This window comes from Pseudomonas sp. NPDC087612 (assembly GCF_044743505.1).
In the GTDB taxonomy this organism is placed as follows: domain Bacteria; phylum Pseudomonadota; class Gammaproteobacteria; order Pseudomonadales; family Pseudomonadaceae; genus Aquipseudomonas.
This window is the reverse complement of the sequence record NZ_JBIUWO010000002.1, coordinates 346,694-367,055: the sequence shown is the minus strand read 5'-3', so window position 1 is coordinate 367,055 and position 20,362 is coordinate 346,694. Positions and strand designations below refer to the sequence as shown.

General features: G+C 63.8%; 20 protein-coding genes and 1 pseudogene. 12 read left to right on the top strand and 9 right to left on the bottom strand.

Annotated elements, in window-relative coordinates:
* Positions 1–49: 49 nt before the first annotated feature.
* The 3 genes from ACIOVF_RS05325 (at position 50) to ACIOVF_RS05315 (ending at position 4,440) form a co-directional block, all read left to right on the top strand.
* Positions 50–766 (top strand): fimbria/pilus chaperone family protein, encoded by a 717-nt coding sequence (locus ACIOVF_RS05325; RefSeq protein ID WP_082075481.1) that lies wholly within the window; start codon positions 50–52, stop codon positions 764–766.
* Positions 763–3,225, top strand: coding sequence for a fimbria/pilus outer membrane usher protein (locus tag ACIOVF_RS05320; protein ID WP_052676545.1), 2,463 nt, complete (start codon positions 763–765; stop codon positions 3,223–3,225). Before ACIOVF_RS05325 ends, ACIOVF_RS05320 begins: the two co-directional genes overlap by 4 nt.
* Positions 3,226–3,312: 87 nt before the next feature.
* Entirely contained in the window at positions 3,313–4,440 is a 1,128-nt protein-coding gene (locus ACIOVF_RS05315; RefSeq protein WP_401288033.1) for a DUF1120 domain-containing protein, read from the top strand.
* A 45-nt stretch (positions 4,441–4,485) separates the two neighbouring features.
* Here ACIOVF_RS05315 and ACIOVF_RS05310 read toward each other — a convergent pair whose 3' ends face one another.
* The 6 genes and pseudogenes from ACIOVF_RS05310 to ACIOVF_RS05285 all read right to left on the bottom strand — a co-directional run bounded on the left by ACIOVF_RS05310 (position 4,486) and on the right by ACIOVF_RS05285 (position 10,944).
* Positions 4,486–5,907: an amino acid permease gene (locus tag ACIOVF_RS05310; RefSeq protein WP_045200547.1), complete on the bottom strand. Its 1,422-nt coding sequence runs from the start codon at positions 5,905–5,907 to the stop codon at positions 4,486–4,488.
* A 627-nt stretch (positions 5,908–6,534) separates the two neighbouring features.
* On the bottom strand, positions 6,535–7,665 hold the full coding sequence (gene rluB, locus ACIOVF_RS05305; RefSeq protein WP_045200126.1) for a 23S rRNA pseudouridine(2605) synthase RluB: 1,131 nt from the start codon (positions 7,663–7,665) through the stop codon (positions 6,535–6,537).
* A gap of 171 nt (positions 7,666–7,836) precedes the next feature.
* Positions 7,837–8,595, bottom strand: a pseudogene (scpB, locus tag ACIOVF_RS05300) (SMC-Scp complex subunit ScpB); the annotation flags it as partial.
* Between the two features lie 15 nt (positions 8,596–8,610).
* On the bottom strand, positions 8,611–9,309 hold the full coding sequence (locus tag ACIOVF_RS05295) for a ScpA family protein (protein ID WP_213604460.1): 699 nt from the start codon (positions 9,307–9,309) through the stop codon (positions 8,611–8,613).
* Between the two features lie 128 nt (positions 9,310–9,437).
* A complete protein-coding gene (locus tag ACIOVF_RS05290) occupies positions 9,438–10,067 on the bottom strand; it encodes an L-threonylcarbamoyladenylate synthase (RefSeq protein ID WP_045200120.1) in 630 nt (209 codons plus the stop codon).
* 13 nt (positions 10,068–10,080) lie between these two features.
* Positions 10,081–10,944, bottom strand: a complete 864-nt coding sequence (locus ACIOVF_RS05285) for a PHP domain-containing protein (protein ID WP_045200118.1) — start codon at positions 10,942–10,944, stop codon at positions 10,081–10,083.
* A gap of 66 nt (positions 10,945–11,010) precedes the next feature.
* On the opposite strand from ACIOVF_RS05285, the gene ACIOVF_RS05280 reads away from it, so the two are divergent.
* From ACIOVF_RS05280 to ACIOVF_RS05255, 6 genes are all read left to right on the top strand, one after another.
* Positions 11,011–11,619, top strand: coding sequence for a septation protein A (locus ACIOVF_RS05280; RefSeq protein ID WP_045200116.1), 609 nt, complete (start codon positions 11,011–11,013; stop codon positions 11,617–11,619).
* A gap of 1 nt (position 11,620) precedes the next feature.
* A complete protein-coding gene (locus ACIOVF_RS05275; RefSeq protein ID WP_045200113.1) occupies positions 11,621–11,920 on the top strand; it encodes a YciI family protein in 300 nt (99 codons plus the stop codon).
* A gap of 121 nt (positions 11,921–12,041) precedes the next feature.
* Positions 12,042–12,446, top strand: coding sequence for a translation initiation factor 2 (locus ACIOVF_RS05270; RefSeq protein WP_045200111.1), 405 nt, complete (start codon positions 12,042–12,044; stop codon positions 12,444–12,446).
* Positions 12,447–12,453: 7 nt separating this feature from the next.
* A complete protein-coding gene (locus ACIOVF_RS05265; protein WP_045200109.1) occupies positions 12,454–13,131 on the top strand; it encodes a response regulator transcription factor in 678 nt (225 codons plus the stop codon).
* 119 nt (positions 13,132–13,250) lie between these two features.
* On the top strand, positions 13,251–13,667 hold the full coding sequence (locus ACIOVF_RS05260; protein ID WP_401288025.1) for a Spy/CpxP family protein refolding chaperone: 417 nt from the start codon (positions 13,251–13,253) through the stop codon (positions 13,665–13,667).
* 63 nt (positions 13,668–13,730) lie between these two features.
* On the top strand, positions 13,731–15,065 hold the full coding sequence (locus tag ACIOVF_RS05255; protein ID WP_045200105.1) for a sensor histidine kinase KdpD: 1,335 nt from the start codon (positions 13,731–13,733) through the stop codon (positions 15,063–15,065).
* A gap of 86 nt (positions 15,066–15,151) precedes the next feature.
* On the opposite strand, the gene ACIOVF_RS05250 is transcribed toward ACIOVF_RS05255, so the two are convergent.
* Complete coding sequence (locus ACIOVF_RS05250; RefSeq protein ID WP_213602085.1) at positions 15,152–15,706, bottom strand: nitroreductase family protein; 555 nt, start codon at positions 15,704–15,706, stop codon at positions 15,152–15,154.
* Positions 15,707–15,806: 100 nt separating this feature from the next.
* Between ACIOVF_RS05250 and ACIOVF_RS05245 the strand changes: the two genes are divergently transcribed.
* The gene (locus ACIOVF_RS05245; RefSeq protein WP_045200101.1) at positions 15,807–17,261 is read left to right on the top strand and encodes a TrkH family potassium uptake protein; all 1,455 of its coding nucleotides are present in this window, start codon (positions 15,807–15,809) and stop codon (positions 17,259–17,261) included.
* Here ACIOVF_RS05245 and ACIOVF_RS05240 read toward each other — a convergent pair.
* Entirely contained in the window at positions 17,218–18,297 is a 1,080-nt protein-coding gene (locus ACIOVF_RS05240; RefSeq protein WP_401288020.1) for an AraC family transcriptional regulator, read from the bottom strand. The genes ACIOVF_RS05245 and ACIOVF_RS05240 overlap by 44 nt on opposite strands.
* Positions 18,298–18,458: 161 nt before the next feature.
* On the opposite strand from ACIOVF_RS05240, the gene ACIOVF_RS05235 reads away from it, so the two are divergent.
* Together ACIOVF_RS05235 and ACIOVF_RS05230 are read left to right on the top strand one after the other, a co-directional pair.
* Positions 18,459–18,770 (top strand): DUF962 domain-containing protein, encoded by a 312-nt coding sequence (locus ACIOVF_RS05235; protein WP_045200097.1) that lies wholly within the window; start codon positions 18,459–18,461, stop codon positions 18,768–18,770.
* A gap of 96 nt (positions 18,771–18,866) precedes the next feature.
* On the top strand, positions 18,867–19,460 hold the full coding sequence (locus tag ACIOVF_RS05230) for an HD domain-containing protein (protein ID WP_401288018.1): 594 nt from the start codon (positions 18,867–18,869) through the stop codon (positions 19,458–19,460).
* Here the strand turns inward: ACIOVF_RS05230 and ACIOVF_RS05225 are convergent.
* A complete protein-coding gene (locus tag ACIOVF_RS05225; protein WP_045200092.1) occupies positions 19,434–20,273 on the bottom strand; it encodes a UDP-2,3-diacylglucosamine diphosphatase in 840 nt (279 codons plus the stop codon). The two genes, ACIOVF_RS05230 and ACIOVF_RS05225, sit on opposite strands and share 27 nt — an antisense overlap.
* Between the last annotated feature and the right edge of the window lie 89 nt (positions 20,274–20,362).

The following is a 20,362-nucleotide window of genomic DNA, read 5'->3' as shown; positions in this document are numbered from 1 at the left end:
TGCAACTCAAGGGGAGCTGCGCCCGACGCCGCACAAGAACATTACAACCATGACTATTGCGTGCAAATCCTTTGCCGGCGGCCTGCTGCCTGCGATTTTTATCTGCACCCTACCCCTGATGCAGGCACACGCCGACGGTATGGTGCCCAGAACCTCGGTGGTGATCGTTGAAGAAGCCCGCGCCAACGGCAGCGACTTCGTGGTCACCAACACCGATCCGCATGCCGCCCTGCTGGCGGTATTTATCGAAAACCCGAGCGAAGACACCGACAACCTGCTGGTGGTGCAGCCCACGGTGGCGCGGGTCGAAGCCGGCAAAGAACAACAGGTGATCTTCCACTACGTCGGCAAGGAACAGTTGCAGACCCAACGCTTGCGCCGGGTGATCTTCGAAGGTATCCGCGAAACCGCAGCGGGCGATCCCGGGGCCATGCGGGTCAACTTCGGCGTGCGCCAGAACCTGCCGGTGATCCTCCATCCCAAGGGCCTGGCGCGCAACAGCGAACCGTGGAAAGGCCTGACCTGGCGCATCGACGGCAAGCAACTGCGGGTGGAGAACAACACCCCCTACGTGGTGCGCCTGGCCCAGGAGCTGAAACTGTTGCCCGGCCAGCACGCCCTGGACCTTGGCCGCACCTACCTGCTGGCCAATCAAACCATCACCCTCGACTTGCCTGATGCCGCCGCTGCGGCCAACACCGTGCGCTTTCAGCCGGCCACGGTCTATGGCTTTGCGGTCGATCCATACGAGGCACGCATCCTGTGAAGGTCATCGACAATGCCATTGGCAAACCGCGACCACGCGAGCAACTGATACTGGGCCTGTGCCTGACCCTGCTGGGGCTTGAGACCTTCAAACCGGCGCGAGCCGCCAATGAAGCCGCAGCGCCCGGGCACAGCGTGTTCGACCAGGAGGTCCTGCGCCAGCGCGGTATCGACCCCAAGCTGGCCGCCCTGTTTGGCCGGCAAACCCGCTTCCCGCCAGGGCGTCAGCAGATCAGTTTGAGCGTCAACGGCCGCGACAAGGGCACCACCCAGGCGCGTTTCGGCGAGGATGGCAGCCTGTGCGTCGATAATCCCTTGCTGGCCTTCGCCGGGCTGCGCCAACCCGCCGAGTGGTCCACCACCCTGGATGCCCAGGAGCAGCCTGCCGATCCGGACTGCCTGGCCTTGGCCACAGCGTTCCCCCAAGCCCAGGTCGAACTGCAACCCGGTCAGCACCAGGTGCGACTGTTCGTACCGGACCAGGCGCTGCTGGACGAGCGGCAATTGTCCGACGACTACAGCCAGGGCGGCATTGCCGGGTTGTTGAACTACGACATTTTCAGCTCGTTCAACCGCTACGATGGCCAGTCCAGCCGTTATGCCGCGGCCAATACCGAACTGGGCCTGAACCTGGACAACTGGATCCTGCGCAGCCGCCAGGTGCACAGCCGCTTCGATGGCAAGATGCGCAGCGAAATGCTCGACACCTATGTGCAACGCAGCTTCGCCCAGCACCGCAGCCTGTTCCAGGCCGGCGAGATCAGCCTGGTCAACCCGGTGCTCAACGGCGCGCAGATCATTGGCGCGCAGCTCACGCCGGAGTATGGCCTGCTCTCGCAGCTCGACAACGCCAGCGTGCAGGGTATCGCCAACAGCCAGGCGCGGGTCGAGGTGCACCAGAACGGCGCCTTGCTGTACAGCACCGTGGTACAGCCCGGGCCCTTCACCCTCACCAACATCCCGCGCATCACCTCGCGTTCGGACCTGGAAGTGACGGTGATCGAAACCAATGGCGAGCAACGGCGCTTTCGCGTACCGGCCAGCCTCGCCGCCAGCGCCCGCCCGCAAAGCGGCTACAGCGTCGGCGCCGGCGTGGTGCGCAGCCATGGCCATGGCAGCGACGACCCGGCGGTGGTGAGCCTGGGTCAGTCTGGCGCCCTGGGCAATACCTCGGTCATCAGCAGCGGCCTGATCCTCGCCCAGGGCTATCGCAGCCTTGGCGCCAGCCTCGGCACCGCGCTCACGCCGCAGCTCAGCACCGAGGTGTTTGCCATCGGCGCGCAAGCCAGCAGCCTCGATCAACAGGGCGCGCAACTGGGCGGCCAGCTCAACTGGCAAATGCACGAGCAATGGAGCAGCCTGGTGGCCGCCAACCACCGCAGCCGCGGCTACCGCGAACTGCTCGACAGCACCTACCGCGACAATGATCAGTTCGCCTCCAGCTACCGCGACCAGTTCAGCACCAGCCTGCGTTGGGCCAGCCGCGCCCTGGGCAGCCTCAACCTGGGATACACGCAAAGCACCTACTACGAGCACGACAGCACGCAACGGCTGTTTTTGTCCTGGGGCAACAGCTACGGCGGTGTCACACTCTCGGCGACGGTGGAAAAAGCCCTGAGCAGCAGCGACGGCTACAACGATGACGCCGTGTATTTCAGTGCCAGCATCCCCCTGGATGGTCGCCGGCGCCTGCGCAGCAGCGTGCGCCATAACGACAGCAGTACCACCAGCACGGTGGCTTACAACGAGCAGGTCAGTGACAGCCTTGGCTATCGTCTGGGCGCCGAACATCGTTCCGGCGATTCCAGCACCCTGGCCAGCGCCGGTCTTTCGGCGTTACCGCGCTACACCCAGCTGGACCTGAACTACAGCGGCGACGGCGACAACAGCAACTACAACCTCGGCCTGCGCGGCGGCATCGCCGTGCATGGGGCCGGGATCACCCCCTCGCCCTACCCGATCCGCGATACCTTCGCGATCCTCTCGGTCACCGACACCCCCGGCGTCAAGGCCAGCACCCCGAGCGGCCCGGTGTGGACCGATCATGCCGGCAACGCGGTGGTGGCCTCGCTCACCGCCTATGGCAAAAGCCCGGTCGAGGTCGACACCCAGAGCCTGCCGACCCACATCAACGTCGACCAGGGCGCCGGCGTACTGCGCGCCACTCGCGGCGCGGTGCCGCGCCTGAGCTTGCGCGCCTGGAGTGTCCGCCGGGTACTGCTGACTTTGCTCGACAGCAGCGGCCAGCCATTGCCCAGCGGCGCGTCGGTGTTCGACGATCGCGGCCGCTTCATCAACCTGGTGCAACCGGGCGGGCTGGTGTTCATCGACAACAGCGCCGACATCGGCCACCTGATCATCAGCGACCACCAGGCCCGCGAATGCCGCGTCACCCTCGACCCGGATACCGGCGCCAGCAGCGACAGCTACTACACCCAGGCCCAACGCACCTGCAGTTGACCCCCCTTCGCGACGACATGACGCCAGACGGCAGCTACACCTTGTGTCGTCCTTCCATACACCGCTTTGGTGAGGATGCGTCAAATCATGAACACCCGGTACAAACCCCAGCTTGCAATGCTCCTGCTCTTCGGCCTGCCGCTGACAGCCTTCGCCAATGAATGCCGATTACAGATCACGCCGACGCCGCTGGACTATGGCACCCTCGACCGCAGCCGCCTGCAGCCCGGCAGCCCAGGCCTGGCACTGCCGGAGAAATCCGCGCAGTTGACCCTGAGCTGCAGCGAAAGCACCGACCTGAGTGTGTTCTATACAGCCAATGCCCTGGACGGCGAGCGCTTCGAACTCGCCGCTGGCGGGCACTACCGAATACGTGCCGCCGATGCCGTGGTCGACGGCGAACGCGTTGACCTGGCCCGGATCGAACAAACCGGCGCCGTGCCGGGCCCGGCCAGCGCCTCGCTGGGCTGGCAGCCGCGTAGCGGCATGGTCCCGGTCCGGGCCGGCAAAGCCGTGCAAGGCCGCAGCCTGAATCTGACCCTGGTGTTCGAAGCCGAGCTGTCTGCCAAGGCTTTCGAAGTGCGCGAGTCGACCTCATTGCGCAGCAGCGGGCAGTTCGCTGCCCCGGCCTCCGGCAGCACTGCCGAACTGGCCTTGCAATGGCAGATCCAGCCAGCGGCCTGCACGCCATTGCTGTCCCAGGGCGGGGTGGTGGACTACGGCAAGATCAGCCTGCAGAGCCTTAACAGCGACAAGCGCACGCGCCTGCCCACGCGTCAGCTGAACCTGTCGATCCAGTGCGACAGCCCGGCGCGCTATGCCCTGCTGATGCAGGACAACCGCGACGGCACGGCGGTGGTCGATTCGCTGAATTTCTACGGTTTGGGCCGCGATGCCAGCGAGAACAAAATCGGCCTGTACGAGGTGCAGATCGACCCGTTGCACATCAGCGCCGACCAGTTGCCGGCGGTGTACCTCACCCAGTCGACCCGCGGCACCGGCTGGAGCACCGCAGGCAGCACCAGCAAAGCGCTGACCACCACTACCCTGCTCGGCTTCAATGATGTCGAGAACAACAGCAACGGCCCGATCGCCATCCGCCACCTGAGCACGCCAATCAACATCATGCCGGTGATCGCCGCCACCAGCGAACTGGACAACCGCCAGGACATCCACCTCGACGGCTCGGCGACGATCGAGATCATTTACCTGTAAACGAAAACGCCCCGGATAACCGGGGCGTTTTTTCAACCGTGTGAATCAGCGCTTGAGCGAGGCCGGGGTAGCCGCTGCCGCCGCTTTGCTGCGGTTGGTTTTCAGGCTGTAGCAGACCACCATCACCAGCAGCCAGACCGGAATCGCGTAGACGGAGATCTGGATGCCCGGGATCTGCAGCATGATGCCCAGGATCAGCACCACGAAGGCCAGGCAGATGTAGTTGCCATAGGGGTACCACAGCGCCTTGAACAGCGGGGTCTGGCCGGTCTTGTTCAGGTGCTGGCGGAACTTCAGGTGCGAGTAGCTGATCATCGCCCAGTTGATCACCAGGGCGGCCACTACCAGCGACATCAGCAGCTCCAGCGCGTGCTGCGGGATGAAGTAGTTGAGCAGCACCGCGACCAGGGTCACCGCTGCCGAAGCCAGGATCGAACGCACCGGCACACCGCGCTTGTCGATCTTCGCCAGGCCCGCCGGGGCATCGCCCTGTTCGGCCATGCCGTAGAGCATACGGGCGTTGCAGTAGGTACCGCTGTTGTACACCGACAGCGCCGCGGTCAGCACCACGAAGTTGAGGATGTGCGCAGCAACATCACTGCCCAGCAGCGAGAACACTTGCACGAACGGGCTGGCGCCGTAGGTTCCACCGGCGGCATCGAGGCTGGTGACCAGGCTGTCCCATGGGGTCAGCGACAGCAGCACGACCAGGGCACCGATGTAGAAAATCAGGATGCGGTAGATCACCTGGTTGATCGCTTTGGGGATCACAGTCTTCGGCTTGTCGGCTTCAGCAGCGGTGAAACCGAGCATTTCCAGGCCGCCGAAGGAGAACATGATGATCGCCAGGGCCATGACCAGGCCGCTGACGCCATTGGGGAAGAAGCCGCCGTGTTCCCACAGGTTGCTCACCGAAGCTTGCGGGCCGCCGCTACCGCTGGCCAGCATCCAGCTGCCCAGGGCGATCATGCCGACAATGGCCAGGACCTTGATGATCGCGAACCAGAACTCGGCCTCGCCGAACACCTTGACGTTGGCCAGGTTGATCGCGTTGATGAGGATGAAGAAAGCAGCCGCCGAGGCCCAGGTCGGGATCTCCGGCCACCAGTAGTGCACGTACTTGCCGACGGCGGTGAGCTCCGACATGCCCACCAGGATGTACAGCACCCAGCAGTTCCAGCCCGACAGGAAGCCGGCAAAACCGCCCCAGTATTTGTGCGCGAAGTGACTGAAGGAGCCGGCTACCGGCTCTTCGACGATCATCTCGCCGAGCTGGCGCATGATCATGAAGGCAATGAAGCCACAGATCGCATAGCCGAGGATCATCGACGGGCCCGCCGACTTCATCACCCCGGCCGAACCCAGGAACAGCCCGGTACCGATTGCACCGCCCAGGGCGATCAACTGGATATGGCGATTTTTCAGGCCGCGTTTCAGCTCGCCTGAATGCGTGTTTTGTCCACTCATGAACGAAGTCACCTGCTTGTTTTTATCTGTGACGGAATCGGACCCACCGCGCTCGTGGCGCAGCGGAATTAACAAGGTGATTACCTTGAGGATCTTGGCCAACTGCTGCCCGTCCAGGGCATAAGCCGTGGGCGAATCAGCCGGGTGTCAGCAAGAGTGCGCGGTACGCATTGGGGTCACAGTTAAAACGCGGCGCATTGTATACCCCTACAGACGCGCAGGGGTCAACACGTTGCGTGACTGTCTGACGACAAAACGCACCGGTCCTGAGGAAGGGTTCTAGCCTGGGGAGGTAATCGGCGTACATGGCGCCTCCATTTGTTCTTATTGAATGCCCGGCTCTCCGGCCCGGCTTTGCACACGGCAATGGCGCCTATCTCACCGCTCCCGGGGCCTGCGAACAAGCTGTTGACGGGCAGGTAAAGCGCCCTGGCCCGGGGCTTTCGGCAAGTTCTGTTTACACCCATAGAAATCTCCAGCCAGGGCCCGTGTACCGGCTGATATTTGTAACGATTTATTTACATGATGGTGTAAAAACTTTCCACGGCTTACGGAAGTGTCTGTAAGACAAGGAAATTTGCGCAAAAAAAAGCCAACCCGAAGGTTGGCTTGTTTAACCGGCCCGACTTACGGGCGCGGTTTGTTGCGGGTGCTGCCCGGACGCTTGGGCGCCGGCTTGCCGCGCTTGTTCATGTCGCTTGGGCGCTCGGCCACGGTGCTGCTGCCACGGCCGCTGTCCTTACGCGGCGCTTCACCACGCGGCTGACGGGCCGGACGCTCGTCGCCACGGGGCTGGCGAACCGGACGCTCGGCTTCACCACGAGGCTGGCGCGCAGGGCGCTCGCCGGTTGCAGCGCCATCCTGGGCCGGACGCAGGGTGCGCACGCGCTCGCCACGGCCCAGCGGACGGGTGGACTTGCGCTGCAGGCGCTCGAGCTTGTCCTTGCTCTTGTGGTTCAGGGCCGGCATGGCCACTGGGGTCAGGCCCACTTCGGCGGCAAGAATGTCGACTTCCTGCTGGCTCATTTCGCGCCAGCGGCCCATCGGCAGGTCGGAGTTGAGGAACACCGGGCCGAAACGCACGCGCTTCAGACGGCTGACCACCAGGCCCTGGGATTCCCACAGGCGGCGTACTTCACGGTTGCGACCTTCCATCACCACGCAGTGGTACCAGTGGTTGAAGCCTTCACCGCCAGGGGCTTCCTGGATGTCGGTGAAACGCGCCGGGCCGTCTTCGAGCACGACACCGGCCTTGAGGCGGGCAATCATGTCTTCGTCGACTTCACCACGCACACGTACCGCATACTCACGGTCCATTTCGTAGGACGGGTGCATCAGGCGGTTGGCCAGCTCACCGTCGGTGGTGAACATCAGCAGGCCGGTGGTGTTGATGTCGAGGCGACCGATGTTGATCCAGCGGCCTTCTTTCGGCCGTGGCAGGCGGTCGAACACGGTCGGACGGCCTTCCGGGTCGTCACGGGTGCAGATCTCACCGTCGGGTTTGTTGTACATGATCACCCGGCGCACGGTTTCGGCAGCTTCTTCGCGCTTGATCACGCGGCCGTCGACCGAGATCGCATCGTGCAGGTCGACGCGCTGGCCAAGGGTGGCATTGACGCCATTGACCTTGATCCGGCCCTGGCTGATCCAGGCCTCGACGTCGCGGCGCGAGCCCACGCCGATACGGGCAAGAACTTTTTGCAGTTTCTCGCCTGATGGCGGCAATGGCTGGGTTTCTTGCAGGTCTTTTTCACTCATGCTGGGCACCTCCCGGTGTATTTACGAAAATCTGGTATGGCGAACAAGCGCCAAAAAGGGTCGCGAATCATACGCTGATCGCAGCGTGAACGCACCTGAGACTAGCCGAAATTGCAAAAGTTGCCGGGTCTATCCGCCCGAAGGCCAGGGTTACTGATGCGGCGTCTGCGGTTCGGTTGCCAACGGCTCGTCGTCCAGATCCACCTGGGTGTCGTCGACCAGGTCATCGAAATCGGTCTTGAGCCCTTCTTCCATGGCGTCCAGTTCGGTCAACAGGCTGCGGAAGCTGGTTTCTTCCTGGGGCTCTTGCGGCTCGGCACTGGCATCGGCCAGGGCCTGCAGGTGCGCCGGTACCGGGGCATCGTCCAGTTCCAGTACCGGTTCGGGCTCAGGCTCCATCTCGCGCAACTCGGCCAGCGGCGGCAGGTCATCGAGGTTCTTCAGGTTGAAGTGGTCGAGAAAGGCCTTGGTGGTGGCGAACATCGCCGGTTTACCCGGCACTTCACGGTAGCCGACGATGCGGATCCACTCGCGCTCGAGCAGGGTCTTGATGATGTTGGTGTTGACCGCCACACCGCGCACGTCCTCGATCTCGCCGCGGGTGATGGGCTGGCGGTAGGCGATCAGCGCCATGGTCTCCAGCAGGGCCCGGGAGTAGCGCTGCGGGCGCTCTTCCCACAGCCGGCCGACCCAGGGTGCGTAGTCTTCGCGGATCTGCAGGCGGTAACCCGAGGCCACCTCCTTGAGCTCGAAGGCGCGGCCATTGCAGGACTTGCGCAGCACCTCCAGGGCTTTCTTGAACACCGCAGGTTCCGGGCGCTCGGCTTCCTCGAACAATTCGTACAGGCGCTCAAGGGATTGCGGTTTGCCCGAGGCCAGCAAAAAGGCCTCGAGCAGGGGCGCCAGGTCGCGCGGTTCGTTCAGGTTCATGGGCTTGCTCAGTTGTTACTCGGCGCGGGCGCGGACATGGATCGGCGCAAAGGGCTCATTTTGCACCAGTTCGATCAAGGATTCCTTGACCAGTTCGAGAATCGCCATGAAGGTCACCACCACCCCGAGCTTGCCTTCCTCGGCGCTGAACAGCTCGACGAAGGGCACGAAGCCGCCGCCCCTGAGGCGCTCAAGCACTTCGCTCATGCGCTCGCGGGTCGACAACGCCTCACGGCTGACCTGGTGGCTTTCGAACAGATCACCACGGCGCAGCACTTCGGCCATCGACACCAGCAGCTCTTCCAGGCTGACCTCGGGCAACAGCTTGCGCACCTTGGCCTGCGGCGCGTCCAGGCGCGGCACGATGACCTCGCGGCCAACCCGGCTGAGGCCGTCGATGCCTTCGGCGGCGGCCTTGAAGCGCTCGTACTCCTGCAGCCGGCGGATCAGTTCGGCACGCGGGTCAGCCTCTTCTTCCTCGACCTCGGCCGAACGCGGCAGCAGCATCCGTGACTTGATCTCGGCAAGCATTGCCGCCATCACCAGGTACTCGGCGGCCAGCTCCAGGCGCACGGTCTTCATCAGTTCGACGTAACCCATGTACTGGCGGGTGATTTCCGCCACCGGGATGTCGAGGATGTCGACGTTCTGCTTGCGAATCAGGTACAGCAGTAAATCCAGAGGCCCTTCGAAGGCCTCCAGAAACACTTCCAGGGCATCCGGCGGAATGTACAGGTCCACCGGCATCTCGGTCATGGCTTCGCCATACACCAGCACTAGCGGCAGTTCCTGCTGGGCGCCTGCTTGCGGGTCGATACTGCCTTGGGGGGTGGTCGCCTGGCTCACGCTTCGACCATGAACGGCGCAGGGTCGCCGCAACCGACGCGGATCACTTCCGGCTCATCGCCCGCCAGGTTGATCACGGTCGAGGCCTTGAGGTCTCCAAAGCCGCCATCGACGATCAGGTCGACATGATGCTCCAGGGCCTGGCGAATCTCGTAGGGATCGGTCATCGGCTGGTCTTCGCCGGGCATGATCAGGCTGACGCTCATCAGCGGCTCGCCGAGCTCTTCGAGCAGGGCCAGGGCAATCGGGTTGGACGGCACGCGCAGGCCGATGGTGCGGCGCTTTTCGTGCAGCAGCAGGCGCGGCACTTCGCGGGTGGCGTTGAGGATGAAGGTGTACGGCCCCGGTACATGGGCCTTGAGCAGGCGAAAGGTGGCGGTGTCGATCTTGGCGAACAGGCCCATCTGCGACAGGTCGCAGCAGATCAGGGTGAAGTTGTGGTTCTTGTCCAGCTGACGCAGGCGACGAACCCGTTCAACCGCGTTCTTGTCGCCGATCTGGCAACCCATGGCGTAGGAGGAGTCGGTGGGATAAACCACCACGCCGCCCTTGCGGATGATTTCGACGGCCTGTTTGATCAGGCGCGGTTGCGGGTTTTCCGCATGAATCTGGAAAAACTGACTCACGTTCTCTTCCTGTTCAGACTGCCGCGATAGGCTGCTCATGTTTGAATCGGCGCCACAGTGGTGGCAGGTCCTCTGGCAATGGCCGGTAGACACCGATCTCGCCCCAGGTGCCAGGGCCATGGAAATCACTGCCGGCGCTGGCCAGCAGACCGAATTCACGGGCCAGGATCGACAGAGTGCCTACCTGTTCGGCCGGCATCATGCCGTTGACCACTTCCAGCGCCTGCCCGCCTGCTTGAATATAGTCGGCAATCAGCCGGCGGCGCTTGCTGCGGGTTAAATCGTAGTGCATCGGGTGGGCCAGGCTGACCCAGGCATCGGACTGGCGCAACGTCTCGACGGTCTCCTCCAGGGTTGGCCAGTGCAGCTTCACGTCGCCCAGCTTGCCGGCCCCCAGCCACTTGCGAAACGCCTCGGCGCGGTCTTTTACATAGCCTGCGCGCACCAGGTACTCGGCAAAATGCGGGCGCGCCGGGGCATTGCCGCTGTCGCCCAGTTCCTGCTGGATGGCCCGCGCGCCGTCGAGCGCGCCCTTCATGCCCTTGAGTGCCAACCGTCGGTCGATTTCTTCCGAACGCAACCAGCGACCACGGTGCAGCGACTCGACGGCGGCCTGCAACGGCGCGGCGTCGAGGGGGAAGTTGTAGCCCAGCACATGAATGGTCGCCCCGCCCCAGGTGCACGACAGCTCGATGCCGCTGACCCAGTGCATGTCCAGGGCCTGGGTGGCGGCGCGGGCTTCGAGCTGGCCTTCGAGGGTGTCGTGGTCGGTCAGCGAGAGCATCCGCACGCCGTGCTCATGGGCCCGGGCGACCAGAACCGTTGGCGACAAGGCGCCGTCGGAGGCCGTACTGTGGCAGTGCAGATCAACATTCATAGGTGGCGCTTTCGCTGTCATTGATGTTTGTTATTATGCCGTCACATCCTGCTTCTGGCTGCCATTGTGAAACAATTCATCGATTTCATCCCGCTGCTCCTGTTCTTCATCGTCTACAAGCTTGAACCGCGTGCCGTCGAATTCGCCGGGCACACCTTCGAACTGGGCGGCATCTACAGCGCCACGGCGATGCTGATCATCAGCTCGCTGGTGGTCTACGGCGCCCTGTTCCTTCGCCAACACAAGCTGGAGAAAGGCCAGTGGCTGACCCTGGTGGCCTGCCTGGTGTTCGGCGGCCTGACCCTGGCCTTCCACAGCGAAACCTTCCTCAAATGGAAGGCGCCGGTGGTCAACTGGCTGTTCGCCCTGGCCTTCACCGGCAGCCACTTCATCGGCGACCGGGTGCTGATCAAGCGCATCATGGGCCACGCCCTGACCCTGCCGGAGCCGGTATGGACGCGCCTGAACATCGCCTGGATCGGCTTTTTCCTGTTCTGTGGCGCGGCCAACCTGTTCGTCGCCTTCACCTTCCAGAGCTTCTGGGTCGACTTCAAGGTGTTCGGCAGCCTGGGCATGACCGTGCTGTTCCTGGTGGCCCAGGGCGTGTACCTGTCGCGCCACCTGCACGACAGCGACCCGAGCACTCCGCCTTCCACTCCCAAGCACGAGGAATGACATGCTTTACGCCATCATTGCCACAGACGTAGCCGATTCGCTGGAAAAACGCCTGGCCGCGCGCCCGGCGCATATCGAACGCCTGCAGCAGCTCAAGGAGCAAGGCCGCGTGGTACTGGCCGGCCCGCACCCGGCCGTTGACAGCAACGACCCGGGCGCCGCCGGGTTCACCGGCAGCCTGATCGTCGCCGAATTCGACTCGCTCAGCGCCGCCCAGGCCTGGGCCGACGCCGATCCGTACATTGCCGCCGGCGTCTACGCCAACGTCATCGTCAAGCCGTTCAAGCAAGTCCTGCCGTAATGCCGCAGGGCGGTGGCCAAGCCGGCACACCGCCCCTTGCAGCTTTCTCTTGGCAAATGCTCATTATTCTCGCCCGATGGCCGACAACCTCCTGAACCATCCAATGGAATCAGGAGTTCCGATGCGTCAAGGTCCGTTGTCCCTGCTGCTGTGCCTGTTGCTGCTGACCCCATTGGCCCAGGCTGAAGAGCCCAGCGGCTCCAGCACCCCGCTGTCGCTCAGTGCCGGCAGCCAGATCACCGAGCTGCAACAGCGCCTCAAAGAAAGCGAGCGCCTGCGCGAAACCCTGGTCCAGCAACTGCACAACGCCGACAGCGAACGCGAAAGCGCCCAGCTCACCCGTCTGCGCCAGGAAAACCAGAAACTGAAGCTGGCACTCAAGGAATTGCAGGCCAGCGCCGCGCCGAAACTCATCACCGAGCAGCAACAATGGTTCCTGATTGGTGGCGCAGTTGCCCTGTTTGCAGCACTCTGCGGTATCTTTGCCAGTGGCGGACACAGAAAGCGTCGGCAATGGTTGAATTGAGTGAGTCATGAGCGAGCTGTTACTGATTGATGATGACCAGGAACTCTGCGAGCTGCTCGGCAGCTGGCTGACCCAGGAAGGTTTCGTGGTACGTGCCTGCCACGATGGCCACAGCGCCCGCAAGGCGCTGGCCGAACAGGCGCCGGCCGCCGTCGTGCTGGACGTGATGCTGCCCGACGGCAGCGGTCTTGAGCTGCTCAAGCAGCTGCGCAGCGAACACGCCGAACTGCCGGTGCTGATGCTCTCGGCCCGTGGTGAGCCGCTGGACCGGATTCTCGGCCTGGAGCTGGGCGCCGATGACTACCTGGCCAAACCTTGCGACCCGCGTGAACTCACCGCCCGCCTGCGCGCCGTGCTGCGCCGCAGCCACCCCAACGCGACGCCGAGCCAGGTGGAAATCGGCGACCTGTGCTTCAGCCCGGCCCGCGGCGTGGTCAGCATCGACGAGCAAGAGCTGGCCCTGACCCTCTCCGAGAGCCGCATCCTCGAAGCCCTGCTGCGCCAGCCCGGCGAGCCGCTGGACAAGCAGGAACTGGCGCAGATCGCCCTGGGCCGCAAGCTGACCCTGTACGACCGCAGCCTGGACATGCACGTCAGCAACCTGCGCAAGAAGATCGGCCCGCACGCCGATGGCCGCCCGCGCATCGTCGCCCTGCGCAGCCGCGGCTACTACTACAGCCTGTAATGTCAGCACGGCGCGCAGGCATCTTTACCCAAGCTTTACCCTTGCCTGACCGCCGCTGACCTTGATCTCCCTAGACTGGGCACATCCGGTAACGACCGGCCTCAGAAAGGAGAGTCACCATGCGCAAGACCCTTATCGCCCTGATGTTCGCCGCTGCTCTGCCCACCGTTGCCATGGCCATGCCAGATGCCGGCGGCCCGCGCCACGGCGAGCACCACCGCGGTGGAGCGCCTTTCGCCCAGCTGGACCTGAGCCGCGAACAGCGCCAGCAGATCGGCAAGCTGATGGGCGAGCAGATGAAAAGCCGTCAGGAAATCACCCAGCGCTACCTGGAAAAACTCCCGGCCGCTGACCAGAAGGCCCTGAAAGACGAGCTCAAGGCCAAGAAGGACAAGACCCAGGCCGAGATTCGCGCCCTGCTCAAACCCGAACAGCAAAAACAGTTCGACGAAATGAAGAAAAAGCAGGATGAACGCCGCGCCGAATGGGCCGAGTTCCAAGCCTGGAAAGCTGAAAAAGCCAACAAGGCCCAGTAAGCTGTCAGCCACCCGCCCGGCCTGCCCCAGCAGGCCGGGCTTTTTCCGTTAGAGGTGCCTCTTTTGCGTTCATTGTTCTGGCGCATCCTGGCCAGTTTCTGGCTAGCCATCGCCCTGGTTGCCGGGCTGTCGATCCTGCTCGGGCACATGCTGAACCAGGACGCCTGGATTCTCAGCCGCCACCCGGGCCTCAATACCCTGGCCAAGAACTGGACCCAGCGCTATGAACAGCAAGGGCCGGAATACGCCCAGCATTACCTCGAACACCGCAAGCGCCGCTACAACATCGATGTGCAAGTGCTCAACGACAGTGGCGACGCCGTCGTGCCCGGCACCTTCCCGCGCCGCGCCGCCGCCTTCGAGGCGCGCCGCCACAACGACGACCGGCGCCTGCCGTGGCGCCGCCTGACCGAGGAATACACCAGCCCCGACAGCGGCGAGACCTACCTGCTGATCTATCGCATCCCGCACCCGGAACTGGATGCCTGGCACCGCGACAGCCTGCTCTGGCCGTTGAGCGCCCTAGGCATCGCCCTGGTGGTGCTGACCCTGTTCAGCCTGCTGGTGACCCTGTCGATCACCCGCCCGCTGAGCCGCTTGCGCGGCGCCGTGCATGACCTGGGGCAAACTACCTACCAGCAGAACAGCCTGGCGCGCCTGGCCAACCGCCGTGACGAGTTCGGCGTACTGGCCAACGACTTCAACCGCATGGGTGCGCGGCTGCAGAGCCTGATCGGCAGCCAGCGCCAGCTATTGCGTGACGTTTCCCATGAACTGCGCTCGCCGCTGGCACGCCTGCGTATCGCCCTGGCCCTGGCCGAACGCGCCGAACCCGAGCAGCGCCAGGCCCTGTGGCCGCGCCTGACCCGCGAATGCGACCGCCTCGAAGCGCTGATCAGTGAGATCCTGGTGCTGGCCCGGGTCGATGCCGAACAGGCACGGGCCGAACCGGTGGACCTTGATGCCCTGCTGGCCGCCGTGCACAAGGACGCGCAACTGGGCGCGCCGGAGCAGGAGATCCTGCTGCAGCATGAACCCGGGCTCAACCTGCAAGGCTGGCCGACGCTGCTGGAACGGGCGCTGGATAACCTGCTGCGCAATGCCGTGCGCTTCAACCCGGCCGGGCAGCCGATTGAAATCACCGGGGTGCGCGAAAGCGACAAGATTGTGCTGAGTGTGCGTGACCATGGCCCGGGAGTGGCCGCAGAGCACCTGGCGCAGCTGGGCGAGCCGTTCTACCGGGCGCCCGGGCAGAGTGCCGCAGGCCATGGCCTGGGGCTGGCCATTGCGCGCAAGGCGGCGGAGCGCCATGGCGGCAGCTTGAGCCTGGGCAATCATCCCCAGGGCGGGTTTGTTGCCACGCTAGAGTTGCCACTGGCAAGGCCTGACTCAATATAGCTTCGCGGGGCAAGCCCGCTCCTACATTGTGGGAGCGGCGGTGCGACGCCTCGACTTGCCCCGCGATGAGGCCCTAACCCCCGCTGCTACTCCCAGGCACTGACAAAATCAGCCGTCGCCAGCACCGGCGCGGTGCGCGGTTCATTTTGTGGAGTACCCAGGTACAGGAAGGCGATGATCTCTTCGTTGTCCGCCAGCCCCAATCCCTTGGCCACATGCTTGCTGTACGAAAGCTCACCGGTACGCCATACCGCGCCAATACCCTGGGCATGAGCCGCGAGCAAAATACCGTGGGCCGCGCAACCGGCCGCCAGGCGCTGCTCGGACTGCGGCACCTTGAAGTGATCCTGCAGCCGCGCAACCACAACCACCAGCAACGGCGCCCGCAACGGCATGGCCCGGGCCTTGTCCAGCGCCGCCTGGCCGGTCTCGCCATTGAGTTTGACCGCTTCGGCGAGCAGTTCGCCAAGCTTGGCCCGCGCCTCGCCCTCGACCGTCAAGAAGCGCCAGGGCCGCAACTGGCCGTGGTCCGGTGCCCGCAGGGCGGCCTGAAACAGCGCCTCGCGTTGTGCGGTATTGGGTGCCGGATCCAGCAGACGTGGAACCGAAACCCGGTTGAGCAATGCGTCGAGAGCCTCCATTGGCTACCCCTTGTGGATAAATGTCGGGCTATTCTAGCGTTTACTTAAAAAGGTCCATAGGTAGAATGGCGCCCTTCCGTTTTGAGTCAGAGCAGATCACATGGCGTTGCCGACCTTAAGGATCATTGGTTTCATCATCGGCATCTTCCTGATCACCCTGGCGATCAGCATGGTCGTGCCCATGGCCACCCTGGTGATCTTCGACCGCACGGGCGACCTGCCGTCGTTCCTGTGGGCCAGCATGATCACCTTTATCGCAGGCCTGGCGCTGATCATCCAGGGCCGCCCCGAGCACGTGCACCTGCGCCCGCGCGACATGTACCTGCTGACGGTCAGCAGCTGGCTGGTGGTGTGCATCTTCGCCGCCCTGCCGTTCCTGCTGACCCAGCACATCAGCTACACCGACGCCTTTTTCGAAAGCATGTCCGGCATTACCGCCACCGGCGCCACCGTACTCAGCGGCCTCGACAGCATGTCGCCGGGTATCCTGATGTGGCGCTCGCTGCTGCACTGGCTCGGCGGTATCGGCTTTATCGCCATGGCCGTGGCGATCCTGCCGCTGCTGCGCATCGGCGGCATGCGCCTGTTCCAGACCGAGTCCTCGGACCGCTCCGAGAAGGTCATGCCACGCTCGCACATGGTCGCCAAGTCGATCGTGCTGGTGTACATCGGCATCACCACCCTCGGCGCCCTGGCCTTCTGGCTGGCGGGCATGAACGCCTTCGATGCGATCAACCACGCCATGTCGGCGATTTCCACCGGCGGTTTCTCTACCTCCGACCAGTCCCTGGCCAAGTGGGACATACCGGCGGTGCATTGGGTAGCGGTGGTGGTGATGATCCTCGGCAGCTTGCCGTTCGCCCTGTACGTGGCGACCATCCGCGGCAACCGCAAGGCGCTGATCAAGGACCAGCAGGTCCAGGGCCTGTTGGCGATGCTGGTGGCGACCTGGCTGGTGCTTGGCACCTGGTACTGGGCCACCACCAACCTGCACTGGCTCGACGCCCTGCGCCACGTGGCCCTGAACGTCACCTCGGTGGTCACCACCACCGGCTTCGCCCTGGGCGACTACAGCCTGTGGGGCAATTTCTCGCTGATGCTGTTCTTCTACCTGGGTTTTGTCGGCGGCTGCTCGGGCTCGACCGCTGGCGGCATCAAGATTTTCCGCTTCCAGGTGGCCTACATCCTGCTCAAGGCCAACTTGAACCAGCTGATTCACCCCCGGGCGGTGATCAAGCAGAAGTACAACGGCCACCGCCTCGATGAAGAGATCGTGCGTTCGATCCTGACCTTCTCGTTCTTCTTCGCCATCACTATCTGCGTCATCGCCCTGGCCCTGTCGCTGCTGGGTGTCGACTGGATGACCGCCCTGACCGGCGCCGCCAGCACCGTATCGGGCGTCGGCCCGGGCCTGGGCGAAACCATCGGCCCGGCCGGCAACTTCGCCACCCTGCCGGATGCGGCCAAGTGGATCCTGGCCTTCGGCATGCTGCTCGGGCGTCTGGAGATTATTACGGTGCTGGTGCTGTGTATGCCGGCGTTCTGGCGTCACTGACCGGCTCACCCTCTGACGGGGCCGCCGCGGCCCCGTTCAAGCGCGCCCGGTACTCGCCAGGGGTGACATCGAACCAGCGGCGAAACGCCCTGAAAAAATTGCTCGGGTCGGCGAAACCCAGAAGATAGGCAGCCTCCAGCAGGGTCATGTTGGCTTGCGCCAGGTACTGCTCGGCAAGCTCGCGGCGGGTATCGTCCAGCAGCGTCTGAAAGCTCGTGCCCTCTTCCTGCAAGCGCCGCTGCAAGGTGCGCTGCGACAGGTGCAGGGCCTGGGCGATGGTTTCGCGCTTGGGCTCGCCCTGGGGCAAAACCCGGCACAACACCTGGCGCGCACGATGGGTAACCCGGCTTTCCGAGAAGCGCGCCAGGTATTCGCCAGCAAAGCGGTCGTGCAAGGTGGCCATGGCCTCGTTGGCCGTCGGCAGCGGCGCCTCCATATCAGCGCGCTCGAACACCAGCGCATCGTAGGGCGCGCTGAACACCAGCGGGGCATGGAATGCGGTCTTGTACGGGCCCAAGTCCTTGGGCTGCGGCCCCTGGACCAGCACCCGACGCGGCTGGATCACTCGCCCGCTGAGCCAGCTGCACAGCGCCAGGGCGCAGGCCAGCGAGGCTTCGGCACTGTGCCGGGTGGGTGGCAGGTGATCGCCATGCACGGTCAGAATCAACGCATAGCCGTCGGGCTCAAGGCGAAAACTCAGGTCGGAGCTTTCGGCGATGATCCGCTGATAGCGCACCAGCCGCTCGAAACCTTCGGCCAGGGTGCGGCTCGACATCAGCGCGTAGCCGACCACATGAAAGGACGCCGGGCGTACCACCCGCGCCATGTTCAGGCCGATCGCCTGGTTGCCGGAAAGATCGACCGCCAACTGCCACAGGCGGGTCATGGAGTCCTGGGTGAAGCGTGCGTCGGGATCGTCCAGCGCGGTGAAATCCAGGCCAAGTTGCTTGAACATGGCACGGCAATCGAGCCCTTCCAGTTCAAGTGCCTTGACGATCCCTGATGCCCAGCTTGCTGACGTGGTTCTTTCGCTCATGGCTGGCTTCTTTTGTTACCGACAAGCCGCTCCTGCGGCGATCTCAAAGGATACTCAATTGGCGCCTATTGTCACTGCTCTGTAGTGTTACTCACTCTAGACTCAGATCAGGCTCCACGCCGTGTATCTTCGTCAGATTGACCAGACTCTGGAGCAGTGTCGTGAACAGCCCTCAGCAATTTCGCAGTTTTGCCGAGTTCTACCCCTATTACCTCGGCGAGCACAGTAATCCCACCTGCCGGCGCCTGCATTTCGTCGGTACCAGCCTGGTCATCGCCGTACTCGCCTTTGCCCTGGGCAGCGGCAACTGGTTGCTGCTGCTGGCCCTGCCCTTTGCCGGTTACGGCTTTGCCTGGGTCGGGCACTTCTACTTCGAGAAAAACCGCCCCGCCACCTTCAAGCACCCGCTGTACAGCCTGATTGGCGACTTCGCCATGTACCGCGACATGCTGCGCGGCAAGGTCAGCTTCTGATTTCGGCCCGCAAGGTCAGAAACCCGTCCCGGGCGGCCACTGCCCCGACCAACGGTACAGGTAGAGTGCCCTGAAACCCCGCGTTTCGGAGCGCCGATGAACCAGCAAGCCCGCTTTAACCACATGCAGGACGGTACCGAGCAGGATTGGGCAATCATCGCCGAGGATTTCAGGGCCTATGCCAGCCAGCTGGCCGATCGCATCCTGGCGCACCTGCGGCTGCTCGATGGCGACTTCGGCGGCTTTCCCATCGACCGCCTGAGCCACTCCCTGCAAACCGCCAGCCGCGCCTGGCGTGACGGGCGCGATGAAGAGTACGTGGTCTGCGCGCTGCTGCACGACATCGGCGACACCCTCGGCAGCTACAATCACCCGGACATCGCCGCCGCCATCCTCAAGCCGTTCATCAGCCCGGAAAACCTGTGGATGGTAGAAAAACACGGGGTGTTCCAGGGCTACTACTTTTTCCATCACCTGGGCATGGACCGGCACCTGCGCGAGCAATTCCAGGACCATCCGCAGTACCAGCAAACCATCGAGTTTTGCGCCAAATACGATGCCGCCGCCTTCGATCCGGGCTACGACAGCCTGCCCCTGAGCTTCTTCGAGCCGATGCTGCAGCGCCTGTTCGCCAAGCCCCGGCAGTCGATCTACAAGGCCGCGCTAGAGCAACCCGCCGCCACTGCCTGAATCCACCAGCTCCTCCAGCCCGGCCTGGCGCCGGGCGGCTTCGGCCTGGGCGTCGGCCAGGCGATAAAGCTCGATGCTGCCGTCCCAGTGCTCGATCAGTGCCGTGCACGACTCGACCCAATCACCGCAATTGAGGTAATCCACCTCGCCGACCTTGCGGATCTCGGCATGGTGAATGTGCCCGCAGACCACACCATGAAAGCCGCGTTTGACGCACTCATGGGCGATGGCCTCCTCAAAGTCGCTGATGAAGCTGACTGCGCTCTTGACCTTGTGCTTGAGGTACGCCGACAGTGACCAGTAGCCGTAGCCATAGCGCGCACGCCAGTGGTTGAGCCAGCGGTTGAGGGTCAGGGTGAATTCGTAGGCCGAATCGCCGAGGAACGCCAGCCAGCGGTGATAACGGGTGATCACGTCGAACTGGTCGCCATGAATCACCAGCAGGCGCCGGCCATCGGCGGTCAGGTGCTCGGCCTGGTCGACCAACTGGATATTGCCCAGCACCAGCTTGGAGTAGCGACGCAGGAACTCGTCATGGTTGCCGGTCACGTAGATCACCTCGGTACCGCGCTTGCTCATGGTCAGCAGGCGGCGGATCACGTTGGTGTGCGCCTGGGGCCAGTACATGCCGCCGCGCAGCTTCCAGCCGTCGATGATGTCGCCGACCAGGTAGATGCGATCGGCCTGGTAACCCTTGAGAAACTGCGACAGGTGTTCGGCCTGGCAATCCCGGGTGCCCAGATGCACGTCCGAGATCCACAGGGTGCGCACGCGCTGTTTGCGCGAGGGTCTGACAAGCTCGGCACGGGTCATCGGCAGGCTCCGGGAAGGTTTGCGCCAGCTTGCCAAGCAGCGGTGAATCGAACATGACCGCCCGGTGTCGGTCTGATGACATGCCCGGC